This window comes from Duganella sp. Root336D2 (genome assembly GCF_001425005.1).
Classification (GTDB): domain Bacteria; phylum Pseudomonadota; class Gammaproteobacteria; order Burkholderiales; family Burkholderiaceae_D; genus Rugamonas.
Genome location: NZ_LMDB01000001.1, coordinates 175,426 through 197,403, shown reverse-complemented (window position 1 = coordinate 197,403; position 21,978 = coordinate 175,426). Strand labels below are relative to the sequence as shown.

The 21,978-nt window shown below is 67.2% G+C and carries 17 protein-coding genes; all 17 read left to right on the top strand.

Translation table 11 applies throughout. From position 1 onward, the window contains the following. Nucleotides 1-18 precede the first annotated feature (18 nt). Entirely contained in the window at nucleotides 19-1,509 is a 1,491-nt protein-coding gene (gene tssC, locus ASD07_RS00785) for a type VI secretion system contractile sheath large subunit (protein WP_055923752.1), read from the top strand. A 67-nt stretch (nucleotides 1,510-1,576) separates the two neighbouring features. After that, the gene (locus ASD07_RS00780) at nucleotides 1,577-2,062 is read left to right on the top strand and encodes a type VI secretion system tube protein Hcp (protein WP_055923749.1); all 486 of its coding nucleotides are present in this window, start codon (nucleotides 1,577-1,579) and stop codon (nucleotides 2,060-2,062) included. A 471-nt stretch (nucleotides 2,063-2,533) separates the two neighbouring features. Next, complete coding sequence (gene tssE / locus ASD07_RS00775) at nucleotides 2,534-2,992, top strand: type VI secretion system baseplate subunit TssE (RefSeq protein ID WP_055923746.1); 459 nt, start codon at nucleotides 2,534-2,536, stop codon at nucleotides 2,990-2,992. Then, the gene (gene tssF, locus ASD07_RS00770) at nucleotides 2,989-4,767 is read left to right on the top strand and encodes a type VI secretion system baseplate subunit TssF (RefSeq protein WP_229207011.1); all 1,779 of its coding nucleotides are present in this window, start codon (nucleotides 2,989-2,991) and stop codon (nucleotides 4,765-4,767) included. The genes tssE and tssF overlap by 4 nt, the downstream gene beginning before the upstream one ends. Next, nucleotides 4,755-5,780: a type VI secretion system baseplate subunit TssG gene (tssG, locus tag ASD07_RS00765; RefSeq protein ID WP_082507032.1), complete on the top strand. Its 1,026-nt coding sequence runs from the start codon at nucleotides 4,755-4,757 to the stop codon at nucleotides 5,778-5,780. The genes tssF and tssG overlap by 13 nt, the downstream gene beginning before the upstream one ends. Nucleotides 5,781-5,783: 3 nt before the next feature. After that, nucleotides 5,784-8,420, top strand: coding sequence for a type VI secretion system ATPase TssH (gene tssH, locus ASD07_RS00760; RefSeq protein ID WP_055923743.1), 2,637 nt, complete (start codon nucleotides 5,784-5,786; stop codon nucleotides 8,418-8,420). Next, a complete protein-coding gene (locus ASD07_RS00755) occupies nucleotides 8,417-10,402 on the top strand; it encodes a type VI secretion system Vgr family protein (protein ID WP_055923740.1) in 1,986 nt (661 codons plus the stop codon). Before tssH ends, ASD07_RS00755 begins: the two co-directional genes overlap by 4 nt. Further along, nucleotides 10,403-11,116, top strand: a complete 714-nt coding sequence (locus tag ASD07_RS00750; RefSeq protein ID WP_055923737.1) for a toxin-antitoxin system YwqK family antitoxin — start codon at nucleotides 10,403-10,405, stop codon at nucleotides 11,114-11,116. It abuts the gene before it with no gap. Further along, nucleotides 11,116-11,502: a DUF4280 domain-containing protein gene (locus tag ASD07_RS00745; RefSeq protein ID WP_055925156.1), complete on the top strand. Its 387-nt coding sequence runs from the start codon at nucleotides 11,116-11,118 to the stop codon at nucleotides 11,500-11,502. Before ASD07_RS00750 ends, ASD07_RS00745 begins: the two co-directional genes overlap by 1 nt. Before the next feature lie 40 nt (nucleotides 11,503-11,542). Next, the gene (locus tag ASD07_RS00740; protein ID WP_156397797.1) at nucleotides 11,543-11,746 is read left to right on the top strand and encodes a hypothetical protein; all 204 of its coding nucleotides are present in this window, start codon (nucleotides 11,543-11,545) and stop codon (nucleotides 11,744-11,746) included. Next, entirely contained in the window at nucleotides 11,743-12,591 is an 849-nt protein-coding gene (locus tag ASD07_RS00735) for an ABC transporter substrate-binding protein (protein ID WP_055923731.1), read from the top strand. Before ASD07_RS00740 ends, ASD07_RS00735 begins: the two co-directional genes overlap by 4 nt. Then, the gene (locus ASD07_RS00730; RefSeq protein ID WP_055923728.1) at nucleotides 12,588-13,901 is read left to right on the top strand and encodes a dicarboxylate/amino acid:cation symporter; all 1,314 of its coding nucleotides are present in this window, start codon (nucleotides 12,588-12,590) and stop codon (nucleotides 13,899-13,901) included. The genes ASD07_RS00735 and ASD07_RS00730 overlap by 4 nt, the downstream gene beginning before the upstream one ends. A 10-nt stretch (nucleotides 13,902-13,911) precedes the next feature. Continuing rightward, nucleotides 13,912-15,321, top strand: coding sequence for a cation:dicarboxylate symporter family transporter (locus ASD07_RS00725; protein ID WP_055923726.1), 1,410 nt, complete (start codon nucleotides 13,912-13,914; stop codon nucleotides 15,319-15,321). A 9-nt stretch (nucleotides 15,322-15,330) separates the two neighbouring features. Continuing rightward, nucleotides 15,331-15,822, top strand: a complete 492-nt coding sequence (locus ASD07_RS00720; RefSeq protein ID WP_055923723.1) for a hypothetical protein — start codon at nucleotides 15,331-15,333, stop codon at nucleotides 15,820-15,822. A gap of 14 nt (nucleotides 15,823-15,836) precedes the next feature. Next, nucleotides 15,837-17,162: a type VI secretion system baseplate subunit TssK gene (gene tssK, locus ASD07_RS00715; RefSeq protein ID WP_055923720.1), complete on the top strand. Its 1,326-nt coding sequence runs from the start codon at nucleotides 15,837-15,839 to the stop codon at nucleotides 17,160-17,162. 2 nt (nucleotides 17,163-17,164) lie between these two features. Continuing rightward, nucleotides 17,165-17,941, top strand: coding sequence for a DotU family type IV/VI secretion system protein (locus tag ASD07_RS00710; RefSeq protein WP_055923718.1), 777 nt, complete (start codon nucleotides 17,165-17,167; stop codon nucleotides 17,939-17,941). Then, nucleotides 17,935-21,972: a type VI secretion system protein gene (locus tag ASD07_RS00705; protein WP_055923716.1), complete on the top strand. Its 4,038-nt coding sequence runs from the start codon at nucleotides 17,935-17,937 to the stop codon at nucleotides 21,970-21,972. The genes ASD07_RS00710 and ASD07_RS00705 overlap by 7 nt, the downstream gene beginning before the upstream one ends. Nucleotides 21,973-21,978: the final 6 nt, after the last annotated feature.

Sequence of the window (21,978 nt, the reverse complement as noted above, 5' to 3'; positions counted from 1 at the left end):
ATTCAGAGAGAGTCCAAAATGGCCAGCAATCAAGAGGAAGTCCAGGCCGGTGCCAGTACGACCAACCAGGAATCGAGCCTGTTGGATCGCATCGTCCAAGAAGGAAAAATGGCCGTCGAGCCATCGCAAAGCCAGTACGCACGCCAACTTCTTGGCCAGTTCGCCACCCAGGTACTGGACGAAGGCATGAAGAAGGCGCCCGACGCGGGCGTCGTTGCCATGATCAATGAACGCGTCGCACAGATCGACAAGATCCTGAGCGACCAGGTCAATGCCATCCTGCACGACGAGCGTTTCCAGGCGCTCGAAGGATCGTGGCGCGGCCTGCACGACATGGTGTTCGGTACCGAGACAGGCACCATGCTCAAGCTGCGCTTGCTCAACGTGACGAAGAAGGAATTGTTGAAGGACCTGGAAGGCGCGGTCGATCACGATATGAGCGTACTGTTCAAGAAAGTCTACGAAGAAGAATACGGTACGTTTGGCGGCAACCCTTACTCGCTGTTCATCGGCGACTACTACTTCGGCCGCCATCCGCAGGACATCGCGCTACTGGAACGCTTATCAAAAGTCGCCGCGGCTGCGCACGCGCCGTTCATTGCCGCTGCAGCGCCTTCGCTGTTCGACATGGGTTCGTTCACCGAACTGGGCGTGCCGCGCGACATGGCGAAGATTTTCGAAAGCGATGAGCTGGTCTCCTGGCGCGGCTTCCGCGACACGGAAGACTCGCGCTATATCGCCCTGGTGCTGCCGCGCTACGCCGCTCGCCTGCCTTACGGCGCAAAGACCAATCCGGTCGAACAGTTCGCCTTCGAAGAAGATGTGGACGGCAAGGACCACAACAAATACCTGTGGGCGAACTCCGCTTACCAGCTAGGCCTGCGCATCACCGATGCTTTCGCCAAACATAGCTGGACCACGGCAATCCGCGGCGTGGAAGGCGGCGGCAAGATTACGGGCCTGACGGCGCACACCTTCAAGACCGACGAAGGCGACATCGCGCTGAAGTGCCCGACCGAGGTAACGATCACCGACCGCCGCGAGAAGGAATTGAACGACCTTGGCTTCATCGCCGTGGTCAACTCCAAGGGTTCGGACATGGCCGCCTTCTTCGGCGGGCAGTCGGTCAACAAGCCGAAGCTGTACAACAAGGATGCCGCCAACGCCAATGCGGCGCTGTCTTCACGCCTGCCGTATGTATTGGCCGCCTCGCGCTTTGCGCACTATATCAAGGTGATCATGCGCGACAAGATCGGCAGCTTCCAGACCCGCGGCAGCGTGGAGAACTTCCTCAACAACTGGCTGAGCGACTATGTCCTCCTGAGCCCGAACGCTTCGCAGGGCGAGAAGGCGCGCTTCCCGCTGTCGGAAGGTCGCGTCGACGTTACCGAGGTGCCCGGCAAGCCGGGGGCCTATTCGGCCACGGTATTCCTGCGGCCGCACTTCCAGATGGAGGAGCTGACTACCTCGATCCGGCTGGTGGCGCAACTGCCCGCCGCGGCTGCCTGATTGACCATCGATCCTGCGCGCGGCATGCGCCAGTCGCTGCCGCCGCATTCACTTTACGGAGCTTGCTATGTCAGACGTACTGATTCTCGACCTGGGTGCCGACATCAAGGGCAACTGCACCATCACCGGCTTTACGGACAAGATCATCGTCCATTCGTTCTCGCACAACGCCTACCTGCCGATGGGCAGCGACGCCGGCAATACCGAACGGACCCTGGGCCGTGCCGTGCTGTCGGAAATGTCTTTTTCAAAGTCTTCCGACCTGTCCACCACCGAGTTGTTCAAGGCTTGCGTGAAAGGTACGAAGATCGGCCCGGCCAAGCTGAACATCGGCCGGGTGGAGAATGGCGCCTACATGAACTTCATGACCTATGTGATGGATAACGCCATGGTCTCGCAAATGAGCTGCAGCGGCGGCGGCGGTATCCCGAACGACTCGTTCTCGGTGAATTTCACCAAGATCAAGGCCGATTTCACGCAGCAGAAAACCGATTCGACGTCCAAAGGTACCGGTACCTGGAACTGGAACCTGGAGACGATGAAGGCGGATTAACCAGGATCCGCGGATGGCCTGCATCTTTCGGCAGGATCGAGAGATGCAGCGCCGTGTTTTGACTCCCAAAAAATTCATTACCCGATCGCAGCGGTCACGAAAGCATCGTCGCCAACTTCAAGGCGGACGGGCTCAACAACATTTCCGCCAGCCTTTGCTCAAGGTGATCGCAGTGCATACCTCGCTGGACTGGCAAGTCTGAGTACGGTCTCATGCGGAGACAAATCGTGGGCTACATATGCTACCAACTCAACAATTCTTCCAATCTTCAGGGAATTCGCCCGCGGCGTTAGCCGGAGGAGGAACACGAGCCGCTGTTCCGAATCCGGGGCCTGCAGGCTGGTAGCAACCTCCGCAAATTCCGGCTTGTAAACTCCGATGTTACCCACGTGATACTTGTGTAACGTACCGGGCCAACCCTAACATCACTTCAAGCCCTTTTGACCGATGCAGCCTTGAATTGGTGCCCCCATGAAGCTCATGCCAGCGAATTCCGTTTCACCGTTGTTCGACCGCCTCGCGGGAATATCCGATGCGGCAGGTGACGGCCGCTTGCTTGACGCCGACGGTTTGCAGCAGTCGGTGCTGACCGATCTGTCCCGGCTATTCAACTCCCGCAACGGCCTGACGATCGAGCAATTCCTCGGCGACCAGGCGAGCTCCCTGCATTACGGCCTGCCCGACACCTTGCGCCTTTCGCCGCAGTCGGCGGCCGACCTGGCGCAATGGGAACGGGTGGTGGCGCGTGCAGTGGCGTTGTACGAGCCGCGCCTGTCGCAGGTGGTCGTGAAGGTGGAACGCGATCCCGGCAAGCCGGTCGCTGCGCGTATCCGGATCGGTGGTGCCGTGACGCTTGGGCTGCAGCAGCGCCAGGTGCATTTCGACTGCCTGCTCGACGGCCGTGCGGCCTCGCTGGAGCCGGCAGCATGAACCCGAGGGAGAAGCCTGCCATGCGCGCGCAGGACGACCTGCTGGAGTACTACCGCCGCGAACTCGCCTACCTGCGCGTTCAGTCGGCTGACTTCGCGGCGCGCTACCCGAAGGTCGCACATCGGCTGGTGTTGACCGGTGACGAAGCGGCCGATCCGCATACCGAACACCTGATCCAGTCGGTGGCCTACCTGAATGCGCGCGTACATCGCGAACTGGAGCGCGACTTTCCGACCGTGGCTGCCGCCATGCTCGACAACCTGTGTCCGAGCCTGACCCAGCCTGTTCCTGCCATGACGGTCATGCAGATGGCGCTCGACCCGAGCGAGGGCAAGGTCACGGCGGGAATGCCGGTGAAGCGCGGCACAATGCTGTCGGCGACCGCCGCGACGGGAGAACAATGCCGCTTCCAGGTGGGATGGAACACGATCCTGTGGCCGCTGAGGATTGGCGCCATCATGCAGGAGGACGCGCGAACCTTGCGCCTCGACCTGCTGTGCGAAGGCGGTGTCGACGTGGCGGAGCTGGAGCTCGATACGCTGCGCCTGCATTTGTCGGGCGACCTGCTGATTACAATGCCGCTGCACGAACTGCTGATCAGTGCATTGGAATATATCGAGGTGGTCGGCAGTGCGGGCGTTTACCGCATGTCTGCGCACCATTTGGTGGATGTGGGCTTCGCCGAGGATGAAGCGCTGCTGGCGCGGCCGGCGCACGTCCATCCCGCATACTGCCTGTTGCAGGAGTACTTCGCGTTCCCGCGTAAATTCCAGTTCTTCGACTTATCCGGTTTGCGCGGGCGCCTCGGCCGGGGAACCGGCTTTTCGGTCCGCCTGGTGTTCACCCGCAGCGCGGCAGTCTTGTCTCAATTGCGTCCCGAGAACGTGCTTCTGGGATGTGTGCCGGCTCTGAACCTGTTCCCTGTTACCAGCGAGCCGATAGTGCTTGACCGGCGCCACTATGAGTACCTGTTGATCCCGGATCGTCGCCGCGACGCGGTGCTGGAAGTGCATTCGATCGTCTCGGTCAGTGCGGCCGACCCGCGCGGGGAGCGCAGCCTGGAAATCCCTAGCGCGTTCGCTGATGCCGAGCCCGGCGCAGGCGGCGCGGAGGTATGCTGGAGCATGCGGCGCGAAGCCAGCCTGCGCAAGGGTATCAACGGCAGCGACGTTTACCTCGGTTTTGTCGATCGTGGCGATGTGCGCGCGGAACTTGGCGAATTTGTAGTCTACGCCAGCCTGCTATGCACCAACCGGCTGCTGGCCGAGCAGGTCGCACCCGGCACGCGTTTCCGGGGCGATGGAGTCGCCGCTTCGACCTCGGTCCGCGCCGTCTACCAGCCCAGCGCTCAGCGCCAGCCGGCACTTGGCAATGATGCGTTGTGGGCCCTGGTGGGGCTGCTGCGCCTGAATCACCGCTCGCTGGCCGACGGCTCGAACGGGGCTGCCACACTGCGCGAAATGCTGTCGCTGTTCGCCGGCAGCAGTGCGCGCGACCAGTTGCAGGTGCGCGGCATCAAGCGCCTGCACGCCCAGCCAGCTACGGCACGCCTGGGCAGCGAATCTTGGCGCGGGCATTGCCGCGGCACCGACGTCACGCTGGAATTCGATGCCGCTGCATTCGACGGTACTTCGCCGCTGGTGCTGGCGGGCGTACTGGCGCGCTTCTTTGCGATGTACACCACGGCCAATTCTTTCGTGCGCCTGTCCGTGCAGCGCACCGGCGAGACCTGGAAGCAGTGGCCTGCGATGGCGGGGCGGCAATGCCTGACCTGATCTCACAGCTGCGGGCAGCGCCGCATGACTTCAACCTGTTCCAGGCCATCAGCCTGCTGGAGCGCAGCGAGCCGGCGCGCGCACGGGTTGGCCGCGGTATCGGCGCCAATGAAGCACTGCGGCTGGCGGCGCAGGTCGGGATGGCTTTTGCGCCGAGCGATATCGCCAGCCTGGACGAGAGTGCCAGGCCCGGACCGCCGTTGACCTTGCGCACACCAGCCTTGTCCCTGGCCGGCGCGCAGGGACCGCTGGCAGCGGCGTTCACCGAGCTGCTGCTGGCGCGCCGCCGAGCGCGTGACGGCGCCGGGCTGGATTTCCTGGACATCTTCAACCAGCGCCTGATCGGATTCTGGTACCGCGCCCGTTGCAAGCACCACCTGCCGCTGCAGGGCATCGCCAGCCCGGCGCCGCTTCCGCACAGCCTGGATGCACTGTCGGGGCTTGGCCTGGCGGAAGGCGCCCACGGGCCGGGCGGCGAACTGGCATGGTTGCGCCATGCGGGCCTGCAGGGGGCCGCACCGCGTTCGCTGGCCAGCTTGCTGGCGTTGTTACGCGATCGCCTCGGCGTCCAGTTCGAAGGGCAGCAATTCGTCGGAGGCTGGCACCCGCTGGCAGTTAGCGACCGTGCGCGCCTGCAGGGACTGGGCGGCGGCCACCTGGCGCAACGCCTGGGTGGAGGCGGCAGCCTTGGTGCGCGCGCCTGGGACCAGTGCGCCGGTATCGCGCTTGGTGCCCCGGCGTTGGCGCACGAGCGGTTCGCAGAGCTGCTGCCCGGTGGGCGGCAGTGCGGGCTGCTGGCCTGGCTGGTGGCGCGGCACCTGCAGCGCGATATGAAGGTGACGCTGGAGCTGAAGCTGGCAACTTCCCCGAAATCCCGCCTCGGGGCCCGGCAGGCAGATGCCCTTGCGCCGCGGCTGGGGCGCAGTGCATGGCTGTGCGGCCGTGCCGCCCCGGGGCGCCGGGAATGCGAATACCAGGCAGCACGTTTCGTGCTGCCGGCACCGGGGAGCTGAGGCATGGAAGTCGATATCCGCAGCCTGTTGACACGCCTCGACCCGGAATGCCGGCGGGCGATGGATGCCGCTGCCGAACTGTGTGTCCAGCAGACCCATTTCAACGTCGAGGTGGAGCACTTCCTGGCGGCGCTGATCGATGGCGGCGCCTCCGACCTGCTGCTGCTGCTGCGGCACTATGGCGTGGGCGGCGACGCCGTGCGGCGCCAGGTGCAGGACTGCCTGGATGGCTTCAAGCGCGGCAATGGCCGTACGCCGGCGCTTTCGCCGCATTTTGCCCCCTTGTTCCGTGAAGCCTGGCTGACTGGATCCATGCTGCTGGGCACGCAGCAGATCCGCTCCGGCGTGGTGCTGCTGGCCATGCTGGAATTGGACAGCCTGCGCGGCATGCTGATCGAAACTGCACCAGCCTTGCTCGAGATCCCGCGCGAACGCCTGAAGACCGAGCTGGCCACGCTGCTGGCTGGCAGCGCCGGCGGCGCAGGACAGGGCGGAGCAGCCTCGCTGCCAAGTGCAACGACGCCCGCACTGGACCTGTACACGGTCGATATGACGGCGCTGGCGCGCGCGGGCCGCATCGATCCGGTGCGCGGCCGCAATGACGAAATCCGCCAGATCATCGATATCCTGCTGCGGCGGCGCCAGAATAATCCCATCCTCACCGGCGAGGCAGGCGTGGGCAAGACAGCGGTGGTGGAAGGCTTTGCCCAGCGCGTCGCCGACGGCAACGTGCCGGGCGTACTGGCCGATGTGCGCGTATGCGCGCTCGACCTGGCGCTGCTGCAGGCGGGCGCCGGCGTGCGCGGTGAATTCGAACAGCGCCTGAAGTCGGTGATCGCGGAGGTGCGCGCCGCCGCCTCTCCTGTGATCCTGTTTATCGACGAGGCGCACCAGTTGATCGGTGCCGGCGGCAGCGAGGGGCAGGGCGATGCCGCCAACCTGCTCAAGCCGGCCCTGGCGCGCGGCGAACTGCGCACGATTGCGGCGACCACCTGGGCCGAATACAAGAAGCATGTCGAGCGCGATCCTGCGCTGGCACGGCGCTTCCAGGTGGTGAAAGTGGATGAGCCGGTACCGGAAGCGGCGGTCAGCATGTTGCGCGGCATGGTCGCTACGCTCGAGCGGCATCACAAGGTGGAAATCCTGGACGAAGCAGTGCGCGATGCGGTGCGCCTGTCGCAGCGCTACATCGCCGGACGGCAGTTGCCGGACAAGGCGATCAGCGTGCTGGATACGGCCTGCGCGCGGGTGGCCATCGCGCAGGCGGGCACGCCGCCGGCGCTGGAAGCGCTTCAGCACGAGATAGTGCTGGCACAGGAAGGGTTGCGCCTGGCACGCCAGGAGCTCGGGCGCGGCGAAGGCGATGCCGCCGCGGCGGCACAACTGGCAGGCGCGCTGGAACGCCTCGCCGCGCGCCATGCAAGCGTCCTGGCCAAGGTGGGCGAGGAGCGGCACGCGGTCGAGGAGATACTGGCGCTGCGGCGCGAGATCGCTGCCTGTGCCGATGCCGGGGGCAGCGGGGATGAAGAACAGCTGGCGCAGGCCGCCCGGTTGCAACGCTTGCAAAAAGGGCTGGAGGCTATCCGCGACGATGAACCGCTGGTGCCGGTCTGTGTCGATTCGGCCATGGTGGCCGGTGTAATTGCCGGCTGGACCGGGATCCCTGTGGGCAGGATGCTGGCCGACGAAGTGCACACGGTGCTGGAACTGAACGAGCGCCTGTGCGAGCGCATCGTCGGCCAGGACCAGGCGCTGGACGCTATCGCGCGCCGGGTGCGCACCTCGCGCGCGGAGCTCGACGATCCTGGCAAGCCGGCCGGGGTGTTCATGCTGGTCGGGCCAAGCGGCGTTGGCAAGACGGAGACCGCCTGTGCCCTGGCGGAGCTGCTGTATGGCGGCGAGCGCAATATGATCACCATCAATATGTCGGAATTCCAGGAGGCGCACACCATCTCCAGCCTGAAGGGGGCGCCGCCCGGCTACGTCGGCTATGGCAAGGGTGGCGTGCTGACCGAGGCGGTGCGCCGCAGGCCCTACAGCGTGGTGCTGCTGGACGAGATGGAAAAGGCGCACCCGGACGTGCTGGAACTGTTCTTCCAGGTGTTCGACAAGGGCACCATGGAAGATGGCGAGGGCGTGCCGATCGACTTCAGGCATTGCATGATCCTGCTCACATCGAATGCAGCGCAGGATGTGATCACGCGTGCCTGCCAGAATGGCGTGGCGCCCGATCCCGCCGCCCTGGTGGAGCAGCTGCGGCCGGCCTTGCTGCGCCAGTTCAGCCCTGCCTTCCTTGGACGGGTGGTGCTGGTCCCGTACTACCCGCTGGACGATGCCGGCATCGGCCTGATTGTCGACATGAAGCTGGCCCGGCTGGCCGAACGCTTTGCCGCCCACCATCATGCGCGTTTCAGCTGGGACGATGCGGTAACGGCTGCCATCGCAGCGCGCTGCACGGAGGTCGACAGCGGTGCGCGCAATATCGATTTCATACTGACCCAGACCGTGCTGCCGCAGCTTGCCAGCCAGGTCCTGGAACGCATCGCCACCGCCTCGGCATTTTCGGGGGTGCACATGGCAATGGCGGGCACGCAATTTTCCTACATTTTCCGCGATAGTCCGATCGGGAGGGCGGCATGAACACCGGTTTTCAACAGGCCGGCGGCCTGATGCACCTGACGTCGCCGTTCGGCGCCAACGACCTGCTGCTGGATAGCCTGGCGGGCAGCGAAGGCTTGTCGGAGCTGTTCAAGTTCACCCTGCATATGCGCTCTTCCAGCACCAGCCTGCGTGCGGCAACGGCCGTCGGCAAGGAAATGACGGTGAGCATCGGCGGGTCGGGCGGCACGCGCCATATCAGCGGCATGGTCATGCGTTTCGTACAGAGCGGCCAGGATAAGGATTTTTCGCTCTACGAGGCGGAACTGGTGCCGACGCTGTGGAAGCTGACGCTGTCGCGCGACCGCAAGATTTTCTCCAATCTCGGCGTCGATGCCATTATCAAGGATGTGCTGACTGCCTTTGGCGTGGCATTCGACTCCCGGCTCAGCAAAAGCTACGCGAAGCGTGAGTATTGCGTGCAATACGACGAAACCGCTTTCGACTTCGTTTCGCGCCTGATGGAGCAGGCCGGCATCTGCTACTTCTTCACCTTTGGCGCCAGCGGGCACACCATGGTGCTGGCCGATACTTCCAGCCAGTTTGCCGACTGCAGCGGTGGCGCCAAGGTGCGCTTCTGGCCTGAAACGGGCATGCTGCGGCCGGTCGATGCGGTCTCGCGCTTTGCCCACGAGCACCGCATCGTGCTGCAGCAGGCGACAGTCAGCGATTACGATTTCGATACGCCGGATACTTCGCTGGAGGGCGATTTCTCCGCCACGGGCGGTGTTGGCGCCAGCTACGAATTCGCCACCGGGCATGCGACGGTCGACGCAGGCCGGGCCCTGGCTCAACTGCAGGTGGAGGAGAGCCAGTGCGCCTCCGAAGTACTGCACGGCGACAGCTTCTGCTACCCGTTCAGTGCCGGCACCCGTTTTACGCTGGCCGGGCACTTCGTCGCTGCCTTGAATGCCTCCTTCGTGCTGCGCCGGGTACAACATACGGTACGCGGCGACTTGTACAGCAATGCCTTTGAAGCATTTCCGGCCCCGGTGCCATTCCGTCCGCCGCGCCAGGCGCCGATTCCCCGTGTCGCGGGCTGCGAAACGGCCGTGGTGGTTGGGCCATCGGGGGAAGAAATCTGGACCGATAAGCATGGACGCGTGAAGGTGCGCTTCCCTTGGGACCGCGCGGCTGCCGACGACAAGCGGGCGCCGTGGATACGGGTGGCGCAGGCCACGGCGGGCAAGGGCGTCGGCGCCTTCTTCCTGCCTCGCGTCGGGCATGAAGTGGTGATCAGCTATGTGAACGGCGACCCTGACCGCCCGCTTGTGACCGGGAGCGTCTATAACGGCAACAACATGCCGCCGGCGACGCTGCCCGCCAACCAGACCCAATCCATCCTGCGCACCCTGTCGTCGAAGCAGGGCAGCGCCGGCAACGAACTGCGCTTCGAGGACAAGAAGGACGCCGAGCAGCTCTACCTGCATGCGCAGAAGGATATGGACGTGGAGATCGAGAACGCGCTGACGACCACGGTAAAAAAGGGCGCCGAGCTGCGCACGCTGGAAGAGGGCGACCGCACCATTGTGCTGAAAAAAGGCAAGGAGTTGCGCCAGGTGGCCGGTACGCGGGAGCTGGCTGTGACAGGGGCCGAGAGCCATGCGAACCAGGCAGCTTTCACCCATACCGTCAAAGGCGACTACCAGCTCACGGTGGATGGCAGCCTGACCATCTCGGTCAAAGGCGGCATCAAGCTGGTATCGGACGACAGCCTGGCGCTGGAGGCGGCGAAAGCACTGTCGGCCAAGGCGGGCACGGAATTGAGCAATAAGGCAGGCACCGCGCTGCAGTGCGAAGCCGGTACGGACTTGAGCAGCAAGGCCGGCAAGGCCTTGCTGCTGCAGGCCGGCCTGCAGATCGACCAGAAGGCGCCGATCATCAACAGCAAGGCCGATGCCACCCAGACCGTGGAAGCGGGCGCGGTGCTGACGCTCAAAGGCGCGATGGCGAAGGTGAACTGAATGGAAGCGCAACTGCAGGCAGTGAACGAAAGCCCGGCGCCGACCGTGGTCGAGGAGCACGATGCCGACGGCAATGTGCTGCTGCGCAGCGCCATGGCCAGCGGTGTGCTGCATGGGCCGCTGGAACAGTTCTGGCCCGGCGGCCAGCTCGCAATGCAGGCCAATTTCGAGAACGGCAAGCTGCACGGTCCAATGACGCTGTACGACGCCGACGGCGCACTGGTGCAGCGCAGCGCCTTCCAGCGCGGCCTGGCGCATGGCGTGGTGGAGACTTATGTGCATGGCCGGCGCGTGATGGCACAGACCATGGCCGAAGGCATTGCCTGCGGACCGTCGCTGTCGTATGACGAGGCGGGCCAGGTCACGGCGCGCCTGTCGCTGCAGTCCGGCCAGATTGAAGGACCCGCGGCCTTCTTCCACGAAGGCAGGCAGGTACGCAATTCGGTGTACCGGGGCGGTTTGCTGGAGGGCGAGTCGGTCGACCTCGACGCCGAGGGCCAGGTGGTGCAACGCTGCAGCTACCGCGCCAACCTCCTGCATGGTTCGCTGCGCCGCTACTGGCCGAACGGGGCGCTGATGGAGGAAGTGCTGTACCACGACGGCGTGCCGGTGGGAGTACCGGTGCGCTTCAATGCGCAGGGGGGGCGCCTGGGCAATGCCGAGGCGGCGCCGGCCTTGATGGAGCGCATCAAACGACTTTTGAGGGGCGAATGATGGGACAACAAGTATGCGCTGGAGCGATGCTCAAATGCTCGTTCGGGATGGCGCCCGGCACGCTGATGGTGCCTCCGGCCAGCCAGGTCATGTCGACCATGCCGGACGCGAATGTAATGGACTGCAAGCCGATGGTGAACATACTGCCGTTCGGCATGTGCACCTCGCTGGGCAACCCGCAGGTGGCGGCTGCCACGGCGGCGGCCCTGGGCGTGCTGACGCCAATGCCGTGCGTGCCGATGACCAGCGCACCGTGGATGCCGGGTTCGCCCACTGTTTTGCTGGGCAAGCTGCCGGCACTGAACAATGCCTCCAAGCTGATGTGCATGGCCGGCGGCGTGATCGAAGTATGCATGCCGGGGCAGGCGACGGTGGCGGTCCCCTGAGCTGCAATTCCAACTGACAGGTGCGATGATGGAATACCGATTGAGCCTTACTCCCCGTTTGCTGGCGGTCGGCCTGTGCGGCGTGTTGGCCTTGCTGGTGCTGCTGTTTGCGCTGGGTTTCCAGGTCGGCCTGCGCATGTCGGCGCAGACCGCGGAGCCGCCGCAAGTGCTGGCTGCTGCGCCGCAGGCATTCAAAAACGTCGAAGCGGCGACGCCGCCAGCGGCCGGGCAGGAGTCGCCATGAACGCGCGCCTGGCCTGGCTGGCGATAGTGGCTTGCCTGCTGGTCGCGCCGGCAGCGCTGGCTGCCAATGCGGCGCCAGCGGCGGCATCGCCGCTGGTACGGACCGCCGACGGCCGCCTGCTGGCGCCCGAAATCGCGCGCATCGTCGAGCGCGGCGAACTGGTTGTGGCCATGTACCAGACCGACAGTCCGCCGTTCTACGCGCAGAAGGATGGCGTCCTGCGCGGCATCGATATCGACCTGGCGCAGGCAATCGCCGGTGAACTTGGCGTGAAAGTCCGCTTCGACCGCACTTCAGCCACTGTCGATGCGGTGGTGGAAATGGTCGGCAACGGCCAGGCCGACCTGGGTATCAGCCGCCTCGGCCGTACACTGCGGCGCAGCCAGATGGTGGCGTTCTCCACGCCTTACCGGATGCTGGGCCACGCGATGCTGATTCACCGGGTGCGCTTCGCCGAAAAATACGGCAAGCAGCCGCTCAAGGAAGCACTGCGCAGCTTCGAAGGACCGCTGGGCGTGATTGCCAATACGTCATGGGTGGAGTTTGCCCGGCGCGACTTCCCGGCAGCAAAATTGCAGCCATATCCAAGCTGGCAGGCGCTGGTCGAGGCGGTGCGCCATGGCGAAGTGCTGGCGGCCTATCGCGACGAGCTGGCCGTGCGCGAGGTGCTGGAGCAGGACCCGCGCCTGGCCCTGAGCCTGCGTACCGTGACGTTTACCGACGCGCAAACCGCGCTGAGCGTGATGGTTGGCGTGCGCGACGGCACCTTGCTGTCCTTCGTCAACGAGGTGATTGCGATGCAGGCCAGCCGGCGCAAGCCTGAAGAGCGGAGAATGAAACCATGAGCTCCCTGGTACAACCGGCAGGAGCGCCGCCGGCCGCGGCATGGCGCCGCGTGCAGTCCCTCGCCACCAATCCGCTGGTGGTTCTCGCTTGCGTGCTGTTGGGCGGGACGATCGGCTGGTCGGCGCCGGCTATCGGGCAGCGCCTGGCGCTGGTTGGCGCCATTTACGTCAATTTGCTGACCATGGTGGTGCTGCCGTTCATGATCTCGGCCGTGGTCCTGAGCTTGCAGACTTTGTACCGCGAAGGCGGGACCAGCAGGATCGCCCAGCGCGTGGTGGCGGTTTTCGTGCTGCTTGCCTTGGCGGCGGCGATGCTGGCCACGGCGGGCACGCTGGCCATGCATCCGGGCGACAACCTGTCCGATGCCACCCGGCTTGAACTGGGGCAGATCGTCGGCGGCGCCGCCGACCAGACCAACACTGCCATGGCCTTGCGCCAGCCGGATTCGCCGCCGGCAACGGTCAATGCGCAGGAGATCGTGCGGCGCCTGGTGCCGTCGAATATCTTTGCCGCCCTGGCCGAAGGCGAAACCCTGAAAGTGCTGATCTTCGCGCTGCTGTTCGGGATGTCGGTGGGCCAGGTGCCGGAACGCATAGCCGGCGGCCTGCAGCAGGCGCTGCAATCGGTGTACGAGGCCTGCCAGACCTTGACGCGCTGGATCAACCTGCCGCTGCCCCTGGTAGTGGTGTGCATGACGGCGGGCCAGGTGGCGCATACCAACGTCGCCGCCATGGCTGCGATGGCCGGTTACGTGGTGAGCTTCCTGTTCGCCAGCGTGCTGGTGATCTGCCTGGCCCTGCTGCTGCTGCGCCAGCGCGCAGGGGGCGAATTGCAACCCGTCCTGAAAGCCATGCGCGAACCGTTTGCGCTCGGGGTGGCCACGAACAGCAGCGCCGCCTGCATGCCGGCGATGGTGCAGGCGTTGGCCGGGCCGCTGGGTTTTGCGCGCACCCGCGTCGAATTGCTGGTGCCCCTGTGTACGGCCTTGCTGCGCGCCGGACCGGTGGTGTATTTCGTCAGCGGCACCATGTTCATCGCGGCGCTGTACGGCCGCACGCTGGGGGGCGGCGAACTGGCGCTGCTGGCCGCGGTGGCTGCGCTGACCGGTTTCGCTTCGTCCGGCATGGGCGGGGTGGCGACAGTTGGGCTGATGGGCACGGTATGCGCCTGCCTGTCGCTGCCGTTCGAGGCCGCGTTCGTGCTGTTCGTTGCGGTCGACCCGCTGTGCGCAATGGCGCGTACTGCGGTCAGCGTGCTGGTGAGTTGCGCGGCGGTATCGCTGATCTGCGCACGGCCACTCAGTTTGTGAGGGAAACACCATGAAGCTGCTCCAGGCGATCCTGCACCAGCCAGCGGTCCTGTTGGCCGCCATGCTGCTGGGCGCGTGGTGCGGCCTGGCGTGGCCGGGAGCGAGCCCCGTGCTGGCGGCGCTGGCAGCGCTCTACCTGTCGCTGGTCCAGGCAGCCACGCTGCCGTTCCTGGCCCTGGCGGTGTATTTCGGCCTGCAGCGCAGCGTTGCCGGCGGCGCGCCGTGGGGCCGCTTCGCCTTGCTGCTGGCGGCCGGCGTGGGCGGCATGTTCCTGTGCGCCCTGGCGGGAGCCTTGCTGACCAGCGCGGCGGCCGGCGGCGCCGGCATGGCGCCCGGGCAGGCGGCAGCACTGGGACGCTTGACGCTGCAGGCCGAACTTGCCGCCCCGGTCAGCCTGCGCGGCGCCGACGCGGCGCAAGCGGCAATGCCCGTGGCGCCGGACCTGGTGCCGTCCAACCTGTACGCGGCGCTGGCGGCGGGTGCCGTGCCATCGGTGCTGGTGGGCGTGCTGCTGTTTGGCGCAGCCGTCGCCGCGCAAAAAATGGAGCGCGCAGCGCATCTTGGCCATATCCTGGAGGCCGTCTATCGCGGCCTGGAAGGGGTGATTGGCCTGGTCAATCGCGGCTTGCCGCTGATCGCCTTTGTGCTGGCGGCGGCAGCCGTCGGCGCTGCCGGCAATGAAGCCGGCCTGCTGGGCGGATTCCTCGCCAGCTGGGGTGTGGCGGCGCTGCTGGCAGCAAGCCTGGCGCTGGCCGCCCTGTGCTGGCGCCTCAAGTCGGCCCCGGGTCCGGTGCTGTCGGCTTTGCGCGCGCCGCTGACGGTCTGCCTGTTCTCGCCGGTAGGTACCGCTGCACTGCCGGAATTCATCGCCGCGCTCAGCGGGAGGCTGGGCTTTGCGCGCGGCAGCGTTGAACTGCTGGCGTCCGCGTTCCCGGTGTTCGTGCGCAGCGGCGAGGCGCTGTTCTACGCGGTACTGGCGGTGTATGCAGCCAATCTCTATGGCCACGCGCTGGGCGCGCAGGAGATCGTGCTGATGGCCATCTTGTCCTGCTGGTTCACGCTCGCGACCAGCGGCCTGCCGGGCGCGAAGGCAGCCCTGTGGGCTGGGGTGCTGCAAGCGCGCTTCGGCCTGCCGCTCGATGCCTTGCTGCCGGTGATGGTGGCTGTGGAATTGCTGTGTCAAGGCACGCGCAGCCTGGTGTCCTACCTGGCTGCCGCCGCGCTGGTTGCCTTGTCGGCCGAACCCGGGCGGATGCCGGCGGCGGCAGCGGGCGGCAGCGCCGCAGCGGCACCGGTGCTGCTGGTGCTGGGGCGGCGCGAGGCGGTCCTCAGCCTGCTGCTGCTGGGCGGCACGTTCCTGCTGGTGTTCTGCGCCGGCATGGGCGCCGGACTGCGCAAGAACCTGCTGGCTACTTTTTAAGGAGGCGCCATGAAACATGCGAAGCCTGCCGTCCCCCTGCTGGCGGCTATCCTGCTGGCCGGCTGCAGCACGCTGGCCAACCTTGCCGGCGGTCCGCGGCCGCAGGCACCGCGCTGGCAAACGCTGGCCCTGGCCGCTGCCGACAACGCCAACGGCAATAGTGCGCTGGCGGTCGACGTGGTGCTGGTCAAGGACAAGAGCGTGCTCGAGACGCTGGCCGCGATGCCTGCCGCCCGCTATTTTGCCGCGCGCGCCGACCTGCAGCGCACTTTTCCCGAGGCCCTGACCGTGCTGGCGGTGGAAATAACGCCGGGCCAGGTGATTCAGCTCGAGCCAAAGCGCTTCGGCGCAGAACGTGCCTGGGCCGCGCTGGCCTTTGCCAACTACGCCGTGCCGGGCGAACACCGCGCGCGCCTGCTGCTTGACCGCGGCGGCTACGTCCTGCAATTGAACGCCCAGGGCTTTGTCGCGAGCGACATCCAGCCCGGTACAGCCCACTAGAGGAGGAAAGTGCCATGGCCGAAGCACGCTTATCCGAACATATCCAGTGGCATGAGGGCATGCTGCTGGCGCCCCAGCACTTCCAGCAGGAGAGCGCGCGGGTCGACGCCCTGGTGGGCTGGCAAACCCTTGCCGGCCAGCCCGCTGCCTGGGGCGTGCGCCGCCTCGAGGTTGACGAAGCGCTGCTGGGCAATGGCCTGCTGCGCATCACTGCCATCGAGGCTATCCTGCCGGACGGCATGGCGGTGCATTACAACGCGGCGCTGGCGCAGGGCCATGCGCTGGAACTGGACCTGGCGCCATACCGCGGCGCCATGGAGCAGCAGGCAGTGCCGGTCTACCTGGCGGTGGGCAGCGCGCGCTCGCTGCGGCTGGCGGGCCAGCCGGCCCGTTTCCGCCGCATCGCCGGCAGCCTGGTCGAAGACGAGGTGTCGGAGGCACTGGCGGAAGAGGTGCCGCGCATGGCGTCGAACCTGGCGCTGATGGCTGGCACGGTGCCTGGCGCAGCCTACGTTTCGCTGCAGCTGATGCAACTGCTGCGCGAGAACGAAGAGGTGCGGCGCGCCCCGTTCTGGCCGGCGCAGCTGGCGGTGGCGCCGCAGGCGCCGCTGCTGGAACGCGCCAAGGCGCTGGCAGCGCAGATGCGCAGCAAGGCGCTGTTCCTGGCGCGCCAGAGTGCAGCCGGGTCGTCGCTGCCGGAAGAAAGGCTGGCCTTGCTGGAACTGCGCTCGCGCCTGGCCAGCCTGACGCTGCACCTGCCGCTGCTGGAAGCGGCCGTCTTTGCGCCCCAGGTGCAGCCGCTGCCGCTCTACCTGGCCCTCTGCGCGCAACTGGGCCCGCTGTGCGCGCTGCGCCCCGGCGCCGTGCCGCTGGTGCCTCCCGTGTACGTGCACGCCGACAGCCACGGCGCTTTCCAGCAAGTGCTGGACAACCTGGAGGACCTGGCCTGCGAGGTGAGCCAGGAATGGCGCAGCCACACCTTCCGCGACGAGGGGCGCGTATTCGCCTTGCCGATAGAGGAAGCCTGGCTGGGCGCGCGCCTGGTCGTCGGCTTGCGCGGCCAGGACGAGCGCGGCCTGCAGGACTGGATGGAGCGCGCAGTGATCGGCTCGCGCACCGTTTCGACTTCGCTGGCCGAACGCCGGGTGCCGGGTGCGGCCCGCTGGTCGATCGACTGCGCACCGGAACTGGGTTTGCGCGGCGGCGCCGGCTGGAACCTGTTTGCCATTGAAGCCGCGCCGCAGTTTATCGTCGCCGGCCAGGACCTGCTGCTTAGCAACCTGCTGGAACATTCGCAAGCAGGGCGCCCGCGCGAAGTGGTGCTCTTCGTGAAAGACTGAACATGGCTACCCACGACACCAGTGCCGGCGGCGACGACTTTGCCTCGGCCCAGTTGCGCGCCTTCGTCGGCGTGCTGCAGCAGGAGGTGGCCGCTGCCGTGCGCCTGGGCGAAGCGGACGGCCGCGCCGGCGCCGATGCGCTGAGCCAGCGCCTTTGTGCCCTGATCGAGGAACAGGCGCGCGAGGCGGGCCGGGTCGCCGGCCGCAGCGGCGCCGACGCGGCGGCGCAGGCGCGCTACCTGAAGGCGGCCCTGGCCGACGAAGTGCTGCTGCACACCGATTGGGCCGGCCGCCAGTATTGGCAGCACGTGCTGCTGGAGGCGCTGCTGTTCCACAGCAGCCAGGCCGGCCAGCGCGTGTTTGCCGACATCGACCAGCTGCTGCGCGAGCGCGAGCCGGCCCAGCGCAGCCAGGCGCGCATGTTCCTGCACGTGCTGGCGCTCGGATTCCAGGGCAGCTATCGCGACGGACCGACCTTGGCCCCGCTGGCCGCTTACCGCCGCGAACTGTTCCAATTCGCCTACCAGCGTGCGCCGGGGCTGGGCGGGCGCGACGCGGTGCTGAGCGACCAGCCCTATGCCAGTACGCTGGCGCACCTGGGCACGCGGCGCCTGGCGAGCCTGAGCCGGCGCTACCTGGCGCTGGGACTGGTGCTGCTGATCCTGCTCGGCCTGTCCGAGGTGTTCTGGCTGTGGCAATCGTGGCCGGTGCGTGACGCGCTTGCGGCGCCGGCAGTTGCCTGGTCCGCCGCACCGGCGGCAAGGGGGCTGCCATGCTGAACTTCCTGTCCGATAACCTGGCCATCGTCAGCCTGCTGCTGGTGACGCTGCTGGTATTGGCCCTGCTGGCGGTGGTGGTCAGCGCCGCGCTGCGCGGGCCCGGCCAGCCTGCCGGCGCCGCCGTCGCAAAACTCGGCAGCGATTCGCTGCGCCAGTCTTTCCGCACCGCGCTCGAGCTGATCGAGGGCAGCCTTGCCACGCGTGCCGAACGTTACAAGCTATGCTGGACGCTGGTGCTGGATGAAGGCAGCGGCGCCGGGCTGCCGCTGGCGCAATCGGGCCTGCCCAGCGCACTCAGCGCCGACAGCAGCCAGCGCGCCGCAGCGCTCGGGGTAAGCTGGCATTTCTTCGACCAGGGCGTGGTGGCGCAGTTGCAGGCCAGCCAGCTCGGTTCTCCCGATCCGGACAGTGCCGCCAATACCGGCATCTGGGACGACTTTATTGCGCTGTGCCGCAAGTACCGCCCGCAGCGGCCGTTCGACGCCATCGTCCTGGCCCTGCCTTGTTCGGCCCTGCTGGCCGGCGATGCGCAAGGCCAGCAGGAACTGGCCGCGCGCGCCAAGGCGATCCACCGCCGCCTGTGGCTGGCGCAAAACCGGCTGGCCCTGCGCTTCCCGCTGCACCTGGTCATCACCGAATGCGAGCAGGTGCCCGGCTTTGCCAGCTTTGCCGCCGCCTTGCCCGAGGTACTGCGCCGCTGCATGCTGGGCTGGGCCGCGCCGTATGAAGTAGTGGCGCCGTTCCGGGAAACATGGGTCGACGCCGCCATGGACCAGGTGACCGGCAGCGTAGCCGACGCCTGCGCCGAACTGTGTGCGCTGGAGGGCGGCGATGGCGGCAGCTCCGCCTATTTCCTGCTCCCGGCGCAGCTGGAACGCTTGCGTGCCGGCTTGAAGCTGTTCTGCGGGGAGCTGATGCGCCCCAGCGCCTACCATGAGCCGTTCCTGTTGCGCGGCATCTTCCTGAGCGGCGATTGCAGCGCGGCCATGCCGGCGGGCCAGGCCCGGGCGGCGGAGCAGGGCGGCACGGCGGCGCTGGAGCAGGCGCCGGGCATGCCGGCCTTCCTGCGCGATATCTTCGAGCGCAAGATCTTTCCTGAGATGGGCCTGCTGCGCGGCGCCTCGCGCCTGCGGCGACCGGCGCTGAGCCGTGCCGGCCAGCTTGCGCTGTGGGCGCTGCCGGCGGCGTGGAGCGTCGGGCTGGTGGTCGCCACCATCCAGCTGTCGCAGCAAGGCAGCGCGGCACACGAGTACCTGCAGCGCCAGGCGCTGGCCGATGGCGCCGCCGACACGCCCAGCGCGCAAGCCGGCCAGCAGCGCACAGTCGACGCCTTGCGCAGCCTGGAACAGCTGGGGGCGCGCCGTTTCTCCTCGGTCTTCATGCCCGGTTCCTGGTCCGTATTCGACGACCTGCATGTGCGGCTGCAGCGGCGCCTGGCCAGGGATTTTGCCGAACATGCTTTCGAACCGTTGCGCCGCGCAGCATTGGCGCAGGCTTCGGTCCTGACCGGCGTGCCGCGCGATCCTGCCGGACAGCTGATCCCTGGCGCGCAATGCAGCCTGCCGGCGCGCTGGAGCGAGTCGGCCGGATCGGCGCGCGCCCTCAACCTGGAAGACTTGCCGCAGTACCTTGGCCTGCTGCAGTACCTGGACCAGCTCGACCGGCTGGACGGCGCACTGCAGGCCCTGCGGCGGCTGCAGGATCCCGGCGCGCCGCCGGCCACCAGCGACGACCTGGCGCTGGCGGTGCGCGACCTGCTCGGCGTGCAGCTGCAAGGGCTGCCGCCGCGCACGGCAGCGATGTTTCGCGCCACCGCGCAGAAACTGCCGGCGCTGGACACTACAGTGATGCAGCAGGCCGCCTATTGCACGCTGAAGCTGGCCAGCCATGCGCTCTACCGGCGGTTGTTCGAGGGCAATGGCCTGCTGCGTGCCGAACAGGCAGTTGCGGCCAGCACGGCCGGCCTGCTGGAGACCGCGCCCCGCGCCCCCGAACTGGGGGGGCAGCTGCAGCTCTGGCTAGCGCTGCGGGGCGCCCTGGACGATGAAAAAGCCATGCTGGCCACGGCCAAGGGCGGCTGGATGCGCGAAGGCACAGTCAACCTGGGGGCCACCCACGATGCGCTGCTGGCGCGCATTTCCGGCAATGGGCTGCTCGGGCCGGAGCCGGCGCGCAAGTTGAAGGAACGGGCGGCGCAAGGCTTCGCGGCCTTCAAGACTGCATGGGACGGGCTGCTGGCGACCCCGCTGGCAATCGATGGCGGCAGCACCGGCCTGGCCTGGAGCGAGGGACACTGGGCTTTCACGCCGGAGCGCAAACTGCTGCACGAGACGGTATCGGCATTGCTGGCGCAGCCTTACATGAAAGAGGGCGCCGCTGCACGCTTGCCGGAGGTGCCGCCCGGCGCCACGCTGGCCTGGGACAAAGGCCAATTGGAACGCGCTGCCAGCATGGCCGAGGCGCGCAAAGCCTTTCAAGCCGGCAGCTATCTGCATTTGCCGGCCGCCTTGCAGCCCGCCAGCGCAGCCCTGGTCGACCTGGCGCTGGCCGAGAGCACGCATAATGCGCTGGCGCAGGCGGCCAGTATTGCCCCGGCAGCCTTGCCAGGCGCGGCCAGCGATGCCGAACGCGCGGCGGCGCTGCGCGTGCGCGCCTTCCTTGAGGAACTGGGTGCGCGCGCGGCGCTGGCCGAACTGGATGCGGCGCTGGCGCGCGACGCGCTGACCCGCCTGCAGCGCATGGACGACTACTTTACGGCGGCCGAAGTGTTCCAGCCGCGCGACCGCAGCTTCCTGTCGTGGAAAGGCGGTAAAGGACCGCTGGCCGACGCCTTTGCCGGCGGCGATGCAGGCGCCCTGCCGGACTACGTCGCGCAACAGCTGGAGTTCATCGAGGTGGCCGGCAAACAGGTGGAAGGCGTGCTGCCGCTGGCCGGCGCCACTGCAGCCGGTGCACCGGCGCTGGCGCGCTGGCAGGGTATCGCCGCCGACTTGCGGCGCTACCGCCTGAAAAGCCCGACCAGTTCGCTGATCGCACTGGAGCATTTCATCCTGCAGGGCGGCAGCGAGATCGAGGCCGGCAACTGCCTGGACAAGCTGGCAGGGCGCGCGACGCAGCGGCGCGGCGCCGACCTGTTCGCCGAACGCCTGGCCAGCCTGCAGGACGCTTTGCAAGCCCGCTGCCGCGAGCTGTCTGCCCACCAGTACAAGGTGGAATGGGAGCGCTTTGCCGACGCCTATAACCGCGACCTCGGCAAGCGCCTGCCGTTTGTGGCCTGGCCCGGCAGTGGCAGCGAGACTCCCGCTGCCGCCGTCGACGAGGTAGGGGCGGCGCTGCGCCAGTATGAACGGGTGCGCGCCGCAGGTGCACGCGCCGAGCGCGATCCCGGCGCGCCGGTGGCCAGTGCCGCGGTGCGCCAGGCGGACCTGCAATGGCGCCGCGTGCGCGAGGTGCTGGCGCCACTGTTCCCGGCGGAAGAAGGCCAGGCCGGCGGCCTGGATGTGACGGCGCAGTTCCGCGTCAACGTCGCGGCGGAGTCGGAAGGAAACAAGATCATCGAATGGAGCCTGGCGATCGGCGCCAATACGGTAAGGCAGGGCGAGGTGCGCGCCTTGCGCTGGGAGCCGGGCATGCCGGTGCTGCTGACCCTGCGCCTGGCGCGCGATGGCACCGTGGTCCCGAAGGCGGAAGCCGGCCATCCGAACATGACGGTGGAGGCGCGCACGGTCAGCTACCGCTTCGACGATCCGTGGGCCTTGTTCAGCCTTATCGGCGCCTACCGCGACGGCGACACCAGTGCCGGCGACGGCCGGGTTCCCTTGCTGCGTTTCGAATTCCCGCTGGCGCACAGCGAACCGGCCGCGCCTGATACACGCGCCCGCGTCTTCGTGCGCCTGCTGGTCAGCGCTCCGGGCAAGCGTGCGCCGCTGGCCTGGCCGCTGGCGTGGCCGACGCAGGCGCCCGCCTGGGATGAGCCGGCCCGGGCCAATGAAGCGCCGCGCCGCACGGCGCAGGCGGTCCTGGCCGAGTGAGGGCAG